The sequence below is a fragment of the Thalassobacter stenotrophicus genome (assembly GCF_001458315.1).
GTDB lineage: Bacteria > Pseudomonadota > Alphaproteobacteria > Rhodobacterales > Rhodobacteraceae > Thalassobacter > Thalassobacter stenotrophicus.
On the sequence record NZ_CYRX01000026.1, the window covers coordinates 97,049 to 112,145 of the forward strand.

The 15,097-nt window shown below is 55.0% G+C and carries 7 protein-coding genes; 1 reads left to right on the top strand and 6 read right to left on the bottom strand.

The window, feature by feature from the left end; translation table 11 throughout:
- Positions 1-3: 3 nt before the first annotated feature.
- Positions 4-606: a hypothetical protein gene (locus THS5294_RS09295; RefSeq protein WP_058123533.1), complete on the bottom strand. Its 603-nt coding sequence runs from the start codon at positions 604-606 to the stop codon at positions 4-6.
- A gap of 22 nt (positions 607-628) precedes the next feature.
- Positions 629-1,243, bottom strand: a complete 615-nt coding sequence (locus tag THS5294_RS09300) for a ribonuclease D (protein ID WP_058123591.1) — start codon at positions 1,241-1,243, stop codon at positions 629-631.
- A gap of 671 nt (positions 1,244-1,914) precedes the next feature.
- Between THS5294_RS09300 and THS5294_RS18710 the strand changes: the two genes are divergently transcribed.
- On the top strand, positions 1,915-7,218 hold the full coding sequence (locus THS5294_RS18710; protein WP_158508592.1) for a hypothetical protein: 5,304 nt from the start codon (positions 1,915-1,917) through the stop codon (positions 7,216-7,218).
- 653 nt (positions 7,219-7,871) lie between these two features.
- On the opposite strand, the gene THS5294_RS09310 is transcribed toward THS5294_RS18710, so the two are convergent.
- The 4 genes from THS5294_RS09310 to THS5294_RS09330 all read right to left on the bottom strand — a co-directional run bounded on the left by THS5294_RS09310 (position 7,872) and on the right by THS5294_RS09330 (position 15,028).
- A complete protein-coding gene (locus tag THS5294_RS09310) occupies positions 7,872-11,180 on the bottom strand; it encodes an error-prone DNA polymerase (protein WP_058123535.1) in 3,309 nt (1,102 codons plus the stop codon).
- Positions 11,180-12,724: a Y-family DNA polymerase gene (locus tag THS5294_RS09315; protein WP_072936784.1), complete on the bottom strand. Its 1,545-nt coding sequence runs from the start codon at positions 12,722-12,724 to the stop codon at positions 11,180-11,182. Before THS5294_RS09315 ends, THS5294_RS09310 begins: the two co-directional genes overlap by 1 nt.
- Before the next feature lie 757 nt (positions 12,725-13,481).
- Positions 13,482-13,691 carry a site-specific integrase gene (locus THS5294_RS18585; protein ID WP_233486448.1) on the bottom strand — a complete coding sequence of 70 codons (210 nt, stop codon included), beginning with the start codon at positions 13,689-13,691 and terminating at the stop codon, positions 13,482-13,484.
- Between the two features lie 113 nt (positions 13,692-13,804).
- Entirely contained in the window at positions 13,805-15,028 is a 1,224-nt protein-coding gene (locus THS5294_RS09330) for a site-specific integrase (RefSeq protein ID WP_233486449.1), read from the bottom strand.
- Positions 15,029-15,097 lie beyond the last annotated feature (69 nt).

The following is a 15,097-nucleotide window of genomic DNA, read 5'->3' on the forward strand; positions in this document are numbered from 1 at the left end:
AACCTATTCCGGTGCATATAGCAGGGTCACACCCCCCTCGAAAAGCAGAAGCTGATCACCTGTGGCGATGTCCCGCGTTAGACGCATGCTCTGAGCGGTCAATTCACCGAAAGGCCCGCGCCCTGTCAGTGGCGTCGGCACATAGAGCGACAGGCCTGCCACATCCGCCATCAGTTGATCCGTTTGTAGTGATAATCCGTGGGAGCTACGGATCCCGACCTCTTGTGCCAGTTGCAGTGTTTGAGCGCCTGTATCCATCTGGCCACGCTGGGCTTGGACGAACAGGGTGTTGCCCCCCTCCAGCCCGTCAATCGCAACAGACAAGCGATCCGCGCTAAGGATGCGAGGGTCAGTGGGGTCAGGCCGCGCTAAGTCGGCGGCAATAGAAAAGGACGCACCGTCGGATGACACGCCCGCAAAGCGCGGCGCGGTCAGTCGCTGTTCTCGCGCCAGCAGTTGCACATCGGCCTCCGCATAGGGAATAGCCGCGTCCGGGTTGGGCGTTTGGGTTAGCAAAAACAGGCTCGACAGCAATGCCAACGCCAACAAAGGCAGGACCACGCGCGCGGCGCGGACGACCTTGGTGTGGCGCGTCAGGGTGGACATGTTGCTGGCCTTGTTGCCGGGATCAGGAGTGCGCAAAAATATCGGTGTCAGGATAGCCGATCAGGTCAAGTTTCGCCCGAGTGGGCAAAAAGTCAAAGCACTGTTGCGCGAGGTCCATGCGATCTTCGCGGATCATCATCGCATTCAGTGCGTCGCGCAGGCGGTGCAGATACAGTACGTCGGACGCAGCATAGGCCATCTGTGCTTCGGTCAATTGGGCAGCACCCCAGTCACTGCTTTGCTGCATCTTTGAGATGTCGACCTGCAACAATTCCGTCAGCAAAGCCTTTAGACCGTGGCGATCCGTATACGTTCGCACCAAGCGGCTGGCGATTTTCGTGCAATAAACAGGTGCCGTGAGCGCGCCAAACGCATGATACATCGCGGCAATGTCAAAGCGTCCGAAATGGAATAGCTTGGTCACATTGGGATCGGTTAGCATGCGGCACAGGTTGGGTGCTTCTGTCTGGCCTTTGGCGATTTGCACCAGATGGGCCGTGCCATCCCCGCTCGAAAGCTGCACAACACACAGCCGATCCCGATGGGGATTGAGCCCCATAGTTTCACAGTCAATCGCCACCTCAGGGCCAAGGTCCAGATCATCGGGAAGGTCGCGTTGGTGCAGGGTAATCGTCATCATCATCTCCAAGAATGCGTGACGCTTATACGACAACCATCTGCGGATGACACCTATGTGTTTTGGGTGTCGGGTGGGTGCTTGTGAGCATTTGGCGGCTTGGTTTTTGGAGTTTTATGCGTCGTTGCGGTCGAAGAGCGCACTTCAATAACCGCCGGATTCACACGTGGCTGTACAAGGTCATCAATTACTTTTTTTTCAAACTTCTGGAGAAACCAATGAAAATTTGGTTTTTTTGAAATGAAGTGTCAGTTTAGTCACGTGGTAACCAGCATAGGCGATGCGGCTGCAAGCAATACTCCTATATACTCCGCACCTAGGAAGTCGAAGTAAGTAGAAACTAAAGGCTATTGAGAAGCACCGTGTGCCAGCCATGATTTCTATGACACATGCGGTTTCACAAGTTAGTGCAGTTTGTCATGACGGCTTCCATCGGCGAGCGAGAGCGTTGTCCGAACTTTATGACATGTCATGGCCGTTAACCGTTCTTGATCATTTCTTGTCAGTCGATTGACAGAACTGCCAAAATATTGTCTCTCTGGGCCGATGTTGGCTGGTTACAGCCGCGCTTAATCGCAAAATTTTTCTCACATTTTCGCAAACTCAAAACGCACCCTGTCCAAGGGGGCGTTCGCTTTGCGTCGTGAGAGCCGGCTTGGGAAGCATGCTTGATGACGACTAAAAAGAATATGTGCTCTGCACTCGTACTGATCGGTTTGAGTTCAGCGGCTGCTGCCCAAGATATCACGACAAGCCAAGTCTACATTCCAACTACACCGAGCGAGGCCGCCGCGCAGTCTGGTGCTGTTAGCACTGGCCCTGCTGGTGTGACTGGACTGCCTGGATATTACGTTTGTGAACAAATGACTTGGGGTGAGGCCTGTGCCGAGTTCTATAGTTTTGGTTCGTATCGGTCCGTGCCGGCAACCAATGGTGGGGCTGCGCCAGGTGGTGCATCCGGTACGCAAGTGACGCTCGATTCCAATCAGGTTGTTTCAATCGATAACTCGGGGTCCGCCAATGTGGGCGTTTACGATATTGTTGTATCTCAACTCGCAAGCGCCATGATCCGGTCCACTGAAGCTAATGATGGCAGCAATGGTGGGCTGAGAGCCAATGATGTAGTCAATGGCGGAGCGGCATTTGACCTGATTTTAACTCCCAGCGGGGGCACTGCGGAGACACTTAGCTTTGTGGCAGGCTCTACCTTGCAGGATGTTGCCGATCGGCTTGACGCTGTCACTGGCTTTAGTGCTGAGTTGGGTGTTGTACCAGACAATGCCGGCGCAACTACGGATTACCGTTATATTTCCGTTTCAGGTGAAGTTGGGTCTGGAAATGATTTTACGCTGTTGAGCGAAACAGTCGATCCCAATGATCCGTCGGCCACTATTGCGGTGGCCGAATTAGAATTTGAGACGCCCGCATCGACTACATTTGAAACCTTTGACTACACACAAAACCCTCCGGTTTCTTTGGGGTTTGTTACCGAAACGCCGCTTGGTATTCAGTCGCAAGACGCAGAGTTCACAGTAAATGGTGGCCCTACTCTTTCGTCGACCTCCAACTCAGGTATTGCTCTGGCTGATGCTTCGACAACCGTTTCGTTTGCAAGCGCTGGTACAGTTCGGCTGTCTGTCATTGATGTATCGTCTCTTATCCCGAATGGTCAGGCAGGTTTGGCAGGTTCGGACGGCACAGCAATTAGCGAGGCGCTCGGCTCAGGCTTTTCAAGTAACCCTGAAAATATCTTGATTACTTCAACCGGGCTAGCGTTTAGCGGTTCCACTACGGGTGGCCAGGGCGGTGACGCAGGTATCGGTGGCACAGGTGGCCAGGGTGGCGCTGGCGGTGCGGCGGTTACGGATACTGTTCCTAGAATTATGGCCATTATCTTTCCCCCTCTAACAATTCCGGACACGGACGTATTGCTCATTACCGGCGGTATTGGTGGCGCGGGGGCTTCAGGCGCGACTGGTGGTGACGGTCTTGTTGGCGGTGACGGCGGTGACATTTCGTTTGCCCTTAGTGATGTTGTACGTGCCGAGGCCGGCACACTGATCAATATGCTCTCAACCGGTGGCCAAGGTGGCCAAGGCGGCCAAGGCGGAACCGGTGGCCAAGGTGGTGATGGTGGGGCGGCAGCTGCCTCGATAGAAGCGTCTGACATGCTTCCTGTTTCACTGTCTTCGGCGGGTAACATCGGCGGTGTCGGTGGCCAAGGCGGCCAAGGCGGCAGCGGTGGTACTGGTGGTGCAGGGGGAGGTGTATCTGTTGCGCTTGATGTTGAGACGGTTGAAGTGACGGATGGAGCCATGGCTCAGAGTACCGGTGGCCAAGGGGGTACCGGTGGTACTGGAGGCAGCGGTGGCCAAGGCGGTAACGGTGGCCTCGGCGTCGCGCTGAGTGAAGCCATCGGTGCTGTACAGCAGCAAAGCGGCCAAACAGGTGGCCGCGGAGGCATTGGTTACACCGGTGGTGCTGGCGGTATTGGGGGTGCTGGGGGTTCAGTTTCCCTTTCGAATTCCAGCGAAGACTTGTCCGCTACAAACACGGTTTTGGTTGCTCTTTCACAAGGTGGTGTGGGCGGTACTGGTGGCTTTGGTGGTGCAGGTGGACAGGGCGGCACGGGTGGAAACGGCGCAGGAGCCGCCTTGGGCATCTTGTATCCAGTTGTCTCGAATGGCGGTGCCGGTGGGACTGGATATACAGGTGGCACCGGCGGTGTTGGAGGTCGTGGTGGTGACGGTGGAGCAGTCACACTACTGAATACAAATACAGAAGGCCTTATTACAACCACGGATATTGCTATCCACGGTGTTAGCCGTGGCGGTGTTGGCGGTGCTGGAGGCACTGGCGGTACCGGTGGCGCGGGGGGCACGGGCGGTGCACCGGGAGCTGTAGCCCCAAATGCTGACGCGCTTTATGCAGGTTTGGCTGGGCTTGTTGGCACGGGCGGCACGGGCGGCACTGGTGGAGCTGGCGGCGACGGTGGCGCGGGGGGCAATGGCGGTGCTGTGTCTGTGACCAACGATCAGGCGGTCACAACTACGGGCGCACAGAATGCTAACGCGATCTTGGCTGAGAGCCTTGGTGCCATCGGGGGTACGGGCGGCACGTTTGGTGTTGCTGGTGCCGCAGGAGCAGGTGGCGCAAGCGGGAGTCTTGCCAGTTTAGCGACCAACCCTGTTTCTTGTATCGGCGGCGTTTTTCAAGGAGGCTTTTGTAGGCTGACGTTATCATGGTCGCAGGGTGCCTCTGGTAGCGCCGGGTCGAACGGGACCACGATCGGTACAGATAATTTAACAGGCGGTTCCGGTGGTGCGGTTAGTGTCACAAACTCCGGTGCACTTGGTACTGCGGGTGCCGGTTCAGATGCCATCCTCGCGTTTAGCATGGGCGGTGTTTATGGGCTGACGACCTATGACCCTAATCTCGTTTTTCGCACTGGATTACCTGCTGGCGCTCAGGTTGCGGGAAGTGGAGCGGTCACCGTTGATAACTCGGGCGACATCGCTACTTCGGGCGACGAATCCAGCGGTGTCATGGCGCAAAGCGTTGCATCTAATGCAAATGCGGCGGCGGTATCCCTGACGAACACGGCCGATGTTACAACGTCTGGTGATGATGCGCTGGGCCTTGCAGCCGTCAGCCGAAGCTACAGCCTTGCGACGAGCAGTGCGGGGACATCAGGGAACGTGACTGTCGACAATACGGGTGGCGGCATTGCGACGACAGGCAACGCGTCCACGGGCGTGTACGCACAAAGCATGTCAGAAAATGGCAACTCAGGTAATGTGACTGTTATCAATGATGAAGGTTCCGTGACCGTGGAAAACGCTGGCAGCGTGGCAGCGGTCTTCGGCGAAAGCCGGAGTGTCCTTGGTGATGCTGGTTTTGTTACCTTTAATAACGGTAACGGTGTAATCACCAGTGATACAAGCGGTTCAACGGTTGCATTGGCCTCTCTGTCTAGCGCTGGGCAATCGGGTGGGGTCACGATGGTAACCGATGGCTCGATTGAGGCTTCAGCAGCCTCGGCGATAGCAATTACGATGGATAGCCAAGGCGCCACGACAAGCGGTAACTTAACCTTCACCAACGGCGGTATGGTCACAGGGGCGGAAACAGGAACTGCGCTGGCTTTTGTAGGCGGTAGCACCAACACTATTACCAACGACGACAACCGAAATTCCGAACGCACTGCAACAATCGCGACATCTGGTACAGTGATGGACTACGTGATCACCGCGACGGATGGTGATGATGCAATCAGAAACGTAAATGGCGGTGTCATCACAGGTTCGATTAATATGGGCACAGGCGCCAACAGCTTTCTCAATGAGAGCGGTTCTCTCTATGAATCTGGTGGCGTGATTTTTCTGGGGGCCGGTAATACGTTTACTAACAATGCTTACATCTCCCTTGGTGGTCTTGGCTCCGTCATGAACGATGGTGGGCAAGACGCCATAATCAACACCCGGACGGCTCGCACTACGACGACTTTGACCGGTAATTTCGATCAAAATTCAACGGGGCAAATGCTCACTAATTTGAACTTTGCGACAGGCAGCGGGCTTACAGATTATGCGGATTTTGTGAATGTGACAGGGCAGGCCGCTTTGGGTGGTTTTGTGACGCTTGAACCGACCACAGGTGCAGGCAAACCGGGCTCCTTCTCGATCCAATTGCTCGAAGCATCAGAAATCACTGACAATGGCATTTCGATCTTTCCTACCTTTGCTACAGGTGGCGGTTCGGACACGGTGGTCTTCACACCAAGTCTTCACATTGAAGATAACGCGAGCCCCAGTCGTGATTTTCTGATGCTGGATTACACGATCGACTATGCACCATCGTGGTTGACGCCAAACCAATTGTCCTACGCTCAAATGGTGAATGAAATCCAAACGCATGGCGTGCCAGCCTTTGAGCCGATTGCTTTTGATTTGCTCGCGATCACCGACAATACGCTTTACCGTCAGGCGCTGGACTCGCTCACAGGTGAGGCGACGGCTACTGCGCAGCATGTTGGTCTAGAAAGTCGATCAAAGTTTTTTGACCTAGCTGCCAACAATGCGCGTGCGTTGCAAAACTGCGCCAAGCTGGCGCCAGAGATGCGTGCGGACTGCGAGCGTGCGGCAAAACTTTGGCTTGAGGCAAAAGGGATGTCGATCACAAACCTCGGTGGCTATGAGGATGGGTCCTTGCATACCTATAACGAAGGCTCTGTGCGGCTCCATGCTGGCTCGTTCTCTCTGGGAAGCGCCTTTGAGTTGGATGACGGAAACCAATTTGGTCTCATTCTAAATAGGACCGCTGGCAATTATGCGCCCGAGAACCGCTGGTCTGGTGGTGATTTTAGGCAGGTAAACGTGGTTTCGACCCTTTCGCATACACGACCAAACGGCGCTTATGTGAATGGCGGCGTTTCGCTTGGGTTTGGTGACTTCAGCCACGAGCGCCTTGCGATGGGGCGCCCTGTCAAAGGTGCTTTGTCGACCAAATCTCTGGGTGTGCAGGTGGAGGTTGGATATGACACGCAAGACCTTATGACTCCATTCGCCAGTTACCGATTTGATCGTCAAACGCGTTTTGCGTTCTCTGAGGATGATACGACTTGGGGTAACCACTATGAAAAAGAAACGACCTACAGCAACGAGCTAGAGGTTGGGCTAATGTTCGCTAACGGTTTTGAGCCAGAACGCGGCGAGACAATCATGATGACAGGGTTAATGTCGATCGCACATGATTACTCAGCAGAACGTGATTTTGTGTCGTCCTCTCTTGCCGCCCCGGGTTTTTACTATGAAACGACAGGCCTTTCGAAGCCCGAGACGCGAATGAACCTCGCATTTAAGGTTGAGCAACGACTGACAGACAATGCGTCTATACTGCTTGATCTACAGGGTAGTTTTGCAGGGTCAGACTATTCGGCTGGTTCTTTGGCTTTGAGCTTTAAGTCGGCGTTTTGATTACAATTCGGGGAGCTTCGGCTGCCCAACCATTTAGATGATGTTTGATATTGGGGGCCTAAACCAGCTGGGCTTTTCTCTAAATGCCTTGGTAACTTGCATGAATAGTAGGCGTTGTCTGCCCTACTTGCCCTCCGTCCGACCCCTCGCCATGAGGAGCTGGACGGGGCTGCGTTGTGGGCAGCTTTAGCGGGCGCGGCTCGAACCATTTCCAGTCCCAGCACGCACTAAGTGAATGCATAGTCCCGGCATGGTACGTGCACCTGCTTCTGGGTGTTAGAGATAACTGCGGATTAGGGGGAATAGGCGAGCTTGTTGGCGGAGCGTGAGGAGTGGTGGTCAACGAGGGTTGTGATGTAGTGCTCGAGGGTGCTTATGAGCTCATCCGTGACGCCTCAGAAGCTAATCTCGACGAAGTGGTTCTAAAAGCGGTCCCAATTTAGGCAGCTTATGTGTCATCCACGGGGCTTCAAAACAGACCTCGGCGGATAGTGAAATACGTAATCAGTATGATGCCAAAGTAATCATTGGCACAACAGCATAGGTGGCTTTCGGAAATTCGCTGCGTAGTATTCAGAGGGTAGTTTCGCGGACAGTGTGTGAATTCGCTTAGATTGCGTCAATGTCTGCTTTGACACGTCTATACCTAGTTTTTAATGGAAATCGCGTGACTTTGGAATGACACGCACATTGCGCGGATGCCCTCGGATCCCAACCTGTCCAGGGATCGGGTGCGTTGGATGGTCCCCGCGTGTTGTGATCGCTGGCAGTGTGGCATCTGATAGTCCGGCAAGGCGCTCGCTGCGGTCTTGTAAATCATCTGCAACGATATGAATAACGCGCCCGTCGGTTTGCACCCGTCCTTTGACGACCAGCAGCCGTGCGGTCATAATGATGGGGCGATAAGCTTGGAACATCTTGGGCCAGATGACGAGGTTTGCGACGCCTGTTTCATCCTCAAGCGTGATAAAGCAAACCCCCTTCGCACTTCCCGGTTTTTGCCGCACCAACACGAGCCCCGCTAGAAATACACGTTGTCCATGATACATGTGCGCTAAGTCTGATGATGCGCTAAATCCCTGTTTTTGCATACTGGCGCGGTAGAATGACATCGGGTGCGCTGTAAGTGATAGCCGAAGTGTTTGGTAATCCGCGATTACGTGTTCGGCCTTCGGCATTTTAGGCAACGTCACTTTTGGATCATGCCCGCGTGTGCTGGCCTTTGCATGATCGAAAATGGGCAAAGCGGGGGCATCTTTCAACGCCTGCGATTGCCAAAGCGCTTGACGGCGGTCGATCCCCATAGAGCGTAGCGTATCAGCCGCAGAGAGCTTGCCTATGGCTTTTACGTCCAAACCTGCGCGCTCTTTCAGGGTCGCTATGTCATCGTATGGCGTGTCACGCATGATGACGATCTGATTGGCAGCGTCTCTATATAGACCGTTGACCAATCGCATGCCCAAACGCAAAGCGAACCCATCACTACAGGGTTCTAACGTGCAATCCCAATCAGAATAGTTCACGTCCACACCGCGCACTTCGACGCCATGCTCGCGGGCATCGCGGACGATTTGTGCTGGCGCGTAAAAACCCATGGGTTGTGAATTCAGCAACGCGCAGGCAAAGGCTGCTGGATAATGGCACTTCATCCAGCTTGAGACATAGACTAGCTTGGCAAAGCTCGCTGCGTGACTTTCGGGGAATCCATAGTCGCCAAAGCCTTTGATTTGGTCAAAACAGCGCTGTGCGAACACAGGATCGTACCCGCGTTCAACCATATTACCAACCATCTGCGATTGTAGCGTCTCAATGGTGCCACGTGACCGGAATGTCGCCATCGCTTTGCGCAAGTCATTGGATTGGGCAGGCGTAAACTTAGCTGCGTCCATGGCAATTTTCATGGCTTGTTCTTGAAAGATCGGGACCCCCAAAGTGCGGCTAAGAATTTTCTTTAATTCATCCTGCGGGTGCTCTGGGCCGGGGCATGGATAATCGACCTCTTCGATCCCCTGCCGCCGTCGCAGATAGGGATGCACCATATCGCCTTGGATCGGTCCGGGGCGCACTATCGCGACTTCGATCACCAAATCATAGAAAACACGCGGGCGGAGTTTGGGCAACATCGCCATTTGCGCGCGGCTCTCGACTTGAAACACGCCTAGGCTATCGCCTTTGCACAGCATGTCATAGGTGGCCGTGTCTTCTTGGGGGACGGTGGCGAGTTCAAACTTCTGGTCAAAATGCGCCTGAAGCAGATCAAAGCATTTGGCGATACAGGTCAGCATTCCAAGTGCGAGAATATCGACCTTGAAGATGCCGAGCGCGTCGATGTCATCTTTGTCCCATTCGATGAAGCTGCGTTCTGGCATGGCCCCATTCCCGATGGGTACGATCTCTGTCAGGGGTCGTTCTGTCAGGATGAAACCACCCACATGCTGGGACAGATGGCGAGGCATCCCAATCATTTGCTTGGTCAGCTTCAATACGATCCGCAGATAAGGATCAGACAGATCAAGCCGGGCTTCTTTGGCGCGCTCATCATCGATCTGCCCTTCAAAACTGCCCCAAATAGTGCTCGCAAGTTTTGATGTCACATCCTCTGACAACCCCATCGCTTTGCCGACTTCACGAATGGCAGAGCGTGGGCGGTAGTGGATCACCGTTGCGCAAAGTCCCGCGCGATGTCGGCCATATTTGCTGTATATGTATTGGATTACCTCCTCTCGACGTTCGTGTTCAAAGTCCACGTCGATATCAGGAGGTTCGTCGCGTTCTTCGCTGAGGAAGCGTTCAAACAGCACGTTGGTTTCATTGGGGTCAACGGAGGTGATGCCAAGGCAAAAGCAAACGGCCGAATTCGCCGCCGATCCGCGTCCTTGACATAGGATTGGTGGTTCTGCCTCGTGCCGTGCAAAGCGGACAATGTCGTTGATTGTTAGGAAATACCGGGCGATGTCCTTGCTTTTGATCAGCGCGAATTCTTTTTGGATCAGGGCGATGACATGATCCGGCGTGCCATCTGGATAGCGTGTTTTCGCCCCCTCCCATGTAAGCTGTTCTAGCTGATCTTGGGCCGTCTTTCCTATGGGTACGATTTCATGCGGGTATTCATATTTGAGATCTGTCAGCCTAAACGTAATTTCATCGGCAAGCGCCCGCGTTGCAGAAATCGCGTGTGGCCAATCGGCAAACAGGCGGCACATCTCAGAGGGTGATTTGAGGTGGCGTTCGGCGTTTGCTGCGAGCAAAAAACCTGCCTTTGGGACTGTTACACCTTCGCGAATTGCGACCATCACATCCTGGAGTGGGCGACGTTCGGGTGCGTGATAGAGAACATCATTTGTTGCCAGTATCACCAAGCCATGTGCGCGAGCGAGCGCATCCAGCCGGTTAATTCGCGCGCGATCGTTGCCACGATAGAGGTATGTCGCGCCAATATAGGCCATATCGGGTAGCGCTTTTATCAGACGCGGTAGGCCGGCGGCGAAAACGTCCAAATTCTCAGGTGGCATCACGATCAGATGCAGACCTTTGGCATAACTGCTTAGCATTTCCAAAGTCAGATGCGTCTCGCCTTTGTCCTGCCACATGCCGTCTGCCGTCTGCATTTTCCCTTGTGACAAGAGTGTGGACAGCCGCGCATAAGCATCACGGTCTTGCGGATAGGCTAGTAATTCTGTTCCACACAGTAACACTAGACGCGCACCGATTAGCGGATGTACGCAGGCCTTTGCGGCCTCTGTATGAATGCGCACCACCCCAGCGAGTGTATTGCAATCCGCGATTCCCATTCGGTCGTAACCAAGCGCATTCGCCGTTGATGTAAGATCAACGGCATCTGACGCGGCCCGTAAAAAAGAAAAGCAACTGGCCAGTCCAAACTCGACATAGGCGCTAGGTGGGTTCGGCGTAAAACCTTCATCGCTCAAGGTCCGGCGCGGATGTCCCTCTTGCAGCGGCATCAGGCAAAAAATCCGTGCATAAACCACCGAGGATCATCCCCACGTCCGTCATGCAGCACGCCTTCACGGTAAAGCCAAAAGCGGCGGCCATCCTGCACCTCAACTTTGTAGTAATCACGCAGGCGTGTGCCGGGGCGGTCACGCCACCACTCAGGCGCGATGCGTTCCGGTCCGGCGTGCCGGGTTGATTTATAAAGCACACCACGCCAGCGAAATTGCGATGGCGGACCTTCGGGTACGGCGTAGATCACTCGGACTTCTTCTGGGGGCGCAAGGACGCGGAGAGGCCGTTCGTGCAGTAATTCTGGGGCCTCGCTGGGAGCACCCTGTAAGGCAGGCACGCGTCCTTCGATACGTTCGGGGATATGGCTTTCGTGCCATGTCGACCACGTGATCTTCTCGCGTCCCAATCGCGCGCTAAGCCTGTCGATTAAGCCTGTGATATCCGCCTGTGCATCGCGTTTGCCATCAAGGTTTTCTTGGATGCGCAAAACAGGTTCAACCTGCGTAGCCTCAAGCGTCAGCAGATCAAACCCGAAACCGGGATCAATGCCATCAAGTTTGCCATCAAACAGGCGCAGTAGATGGGCCGCATCACGGCTGGCTTTGGCTGTTGCCAACTGCACTGTTCGGCATTCGCTATCGATCCGGTAAATTGTTAACCGCATAACGCGGGCACCCTGTTCCGCGTCAGCCAATTGCTCACACAGATTATCGACAAGGCCTTTAAGATGCGGAACGGGATCAATCACAGGCTCAGATAGACGTGTACGCGCTATAAACTGCACATGATCAGGCGGCGCGTTCAGCGGGTCAGGGCTGGCTGCGTATGCGCGGTCCATCAACATCAACGGGTTTTGTTCAGCTGGTATATTTGCAAAACGCTGCATCAAGGCGGCACGTGGTACGGCGGCCAACGCGCCAATGGTTTTCAGGCCAAGCCTATTCAGTAGACGTGTTGTATCATGCGTCAGGCGCAATGCCTTGACGGGGAGTGGCGACAGCGCCGACGCCAAATCCCTTTGCCTACTGATTTTATTCGGGGTGCTATAGCGCGCCAGCGCTTGTGCGGCCATCGGTGTTGGGGCCATCGCAACCTTGGCAGTCAATCCCTGCATGGCAAAGCGTTGGACCATATCACCCAACATCCGCGCCTCACCGTCAAATAGATGCGCGGCCCCTGTGACATCCAGATACAACCCATCGGTCCCATCCTGTACGGTCCACGGACACCACCGCCTGGCCCAATGCACGAGGCGTTGCATCAGAACTTGATCACCATCAAGGTCAGCGCTTTCAACATGCAAATTGGGGTGGATCGCCTGCGCATCGACTACACGATCGCCAATTCTGACACCGCGTTCTTTTGCGGTTTGATTGGCGCTATAGATCATGGGGCCATGGCTGCCCTCATGTGACAGCACAACAGGAACGTCATCGCTCGGCACTGTTCGGTATGCGCTGACCACCCGTTTCCAACGGTCCATAGTCAGATCGGGAAACCAGACTGAGGCGATCTGCTTTTCTTGCAGCTTGGGGGTCATAGCGCGCCACCCAACGGCTCGGATTCCGACCCCTTGCGCGGAATAGGTCCAGATCCCATTGGGCAACGCCAGGGGCTTGCGAGTCGTGCGGATTGGGCGGGGAGGGCAGCGATGCCACCCGCCACCGCGTACGTGCTGCGCTCAGCACACCGGGATCGCCACTTCGGATCAGATAGAGCGGTACACCTGACGCATCGGCCCGCATCACAAGGCGTTTTGTAGACGTGAAATTCAATACGGCTGGTGCGCCATGCACTTCGCCGATAACCGCAGACAGACTCGCGCAGGTTGCGGCTTCTTCCATAGCCCAAAGCACATCGCGAGGATGGCTGACGGTGACGCGTAAGACAGGCTGTGTGATGCACAAAGACCGCAGGCCTGGCGCATAAAGCTGACCATTCTCGCGGCGTGAAGCATAATCTTGCACCCATATGATTGGGCGATCTACTTGGCCTAATTTTCCAATAACAAAACCAATTGCCGCCGCTTCGGCAGGTTTTTGACAAAAAACATCTGTCAGCGCGGATTGCCCAAAAGTGACCGGCTGAGGAAACGGCAAGACTTGCCCATATGAAGAATCGGCTGGCATACACATATAATATTGTTCATGTTTTGTTCTTGTCCGCAAGATTGTAATAGTTGACGTTTAGATGAGGCGCAGCATTGGTGACTTTGGGCCTGAAGCTAACACTCGTTGCACTGTAAACTGATGTCTGAGTTGGCTCCCTCCGCCCACAAAAAATAGTTCCACGATCTCCTACTTCTGGGCGTCGGATATCCCCGCCGAGTAGAGCCCATAGGTCAGCTTGCTGGCGGAGCGAGCGGAATAGTGGCCTACGAGAGTTGCGGTGTAGTACTCTGAGACATCTGTGCGCTCACACTGGGTGATGAACCACTTGCGGGTGGAGTGGAACACGGTGCCGTACACCTCGGGGTGTCTAACCCTGAGTTTTGTGTAGCGTTTCACAACTTCATTTAGGCTGAGGTGCGGGAACAGCCTGCCTGATGCTGGCAACGCCGTGTACAGCAACCTTTCAAAGGCCCCAGGCAGCGGCACTTTCGGGTCTGCTGTCTTGGACTTCAACAGACGACGGTGTTGGTACTGTGACCGAGGATGGCCAGGGAGATGGCCTCGGGACAGCTCGTGTTGCGCAGCTTATCCTTCATGCGGTGGCGCAGGGAGTGGATGGTGATTTTCTTGTCGCTGATCTGGGTTCTCAACCGCTTCATGAGCATGGCCGAGGCTGCGTCGCTTCCTCTTGGACGGGCATACTGTGGGAAGAGGGGGTCTGTGCCGCGCGCGTCTCCCTGGTGCTTTCTGAGGTCGTCTATGACCCTCGGGGACAGCGGGATGGTGCGGTCTGAGGTCTTGGTCTTGAGGCTCCGCAGGCTGTTTGGGCGGATGTGCAAGCAACAGGCCTCGAGGTCTATGTCTCGCGCCTCTAGTCCTACGATCTCTGCCAGCCGGGCACCTGTGTCACACAGGATGACGAACAAGGCATAGGCTGTCGGGGTGGTCTCATACGTGCGCAACAGGCTGGCAACGTGGCTGTCACTCATGGGGAGCCGATCGTCTTTGCTGGCTCCGGCCCCTTTGATCTTGATCCCTTGGAAGACGTTGCGCTGCTCCAGGTCGTTCTCAATGATCACATGATTGAGGGCGGCTTTGATTACCCCAAGGGTGCGTAGGACGGAGTTGGGGGCCATACGGGTCAACAGGTAGTCTCGCACAGTATTGGCATCTGCCCGCCCAATCTCAGCCAAGGGCGTCCACGCGACCCGGTTCTTGCCCAGGGCAATGATCAGGTCCTTACGCAGACGCTCAATGCGGGTCTTGAGGGGCGTGTTCTCAACCCCATCTTCACACTTGTAGGCGTAATACTCATCGAGCACCCGCAGGAGGGTTATAGGCTCTGGTGTTATGCTGGCAGTGCCAACCTGGCGTATCACCTCGGGTGAGGTGCTCCCCTCAAGCGCGTCTGCCAGCTCCATGAAGTCATCCATCACATCCCACTCGGGATCGACGACACGATCAGTAAACGCATCTGCATGCCATTCGCCCAAGCGTTCCCGCACGATGGACTTGGCGCGGACACTGTTGGGAGTGGCGCGTTCTTGGTCGAAGAGGGCTTCAATCTCCGCATGAACGATAGGCAGTCTGCGGATCGCCTCATCATAGCTCTCACCCAGCTGCCGATAGACAGTGGCCTTGGGAAAAACCTGCCGCAGAGCTTTGGGGACGTTGCGTTTATACCGATACGATCCATTGGCCCGTCGGAACACATATCTGGGGAGTTTGGGCATTGTCTCGTCCATCCTGAGGATCACTATCGGAGGCGATACTGCTCAGCACAAGCCGTTTTGACATGCCCA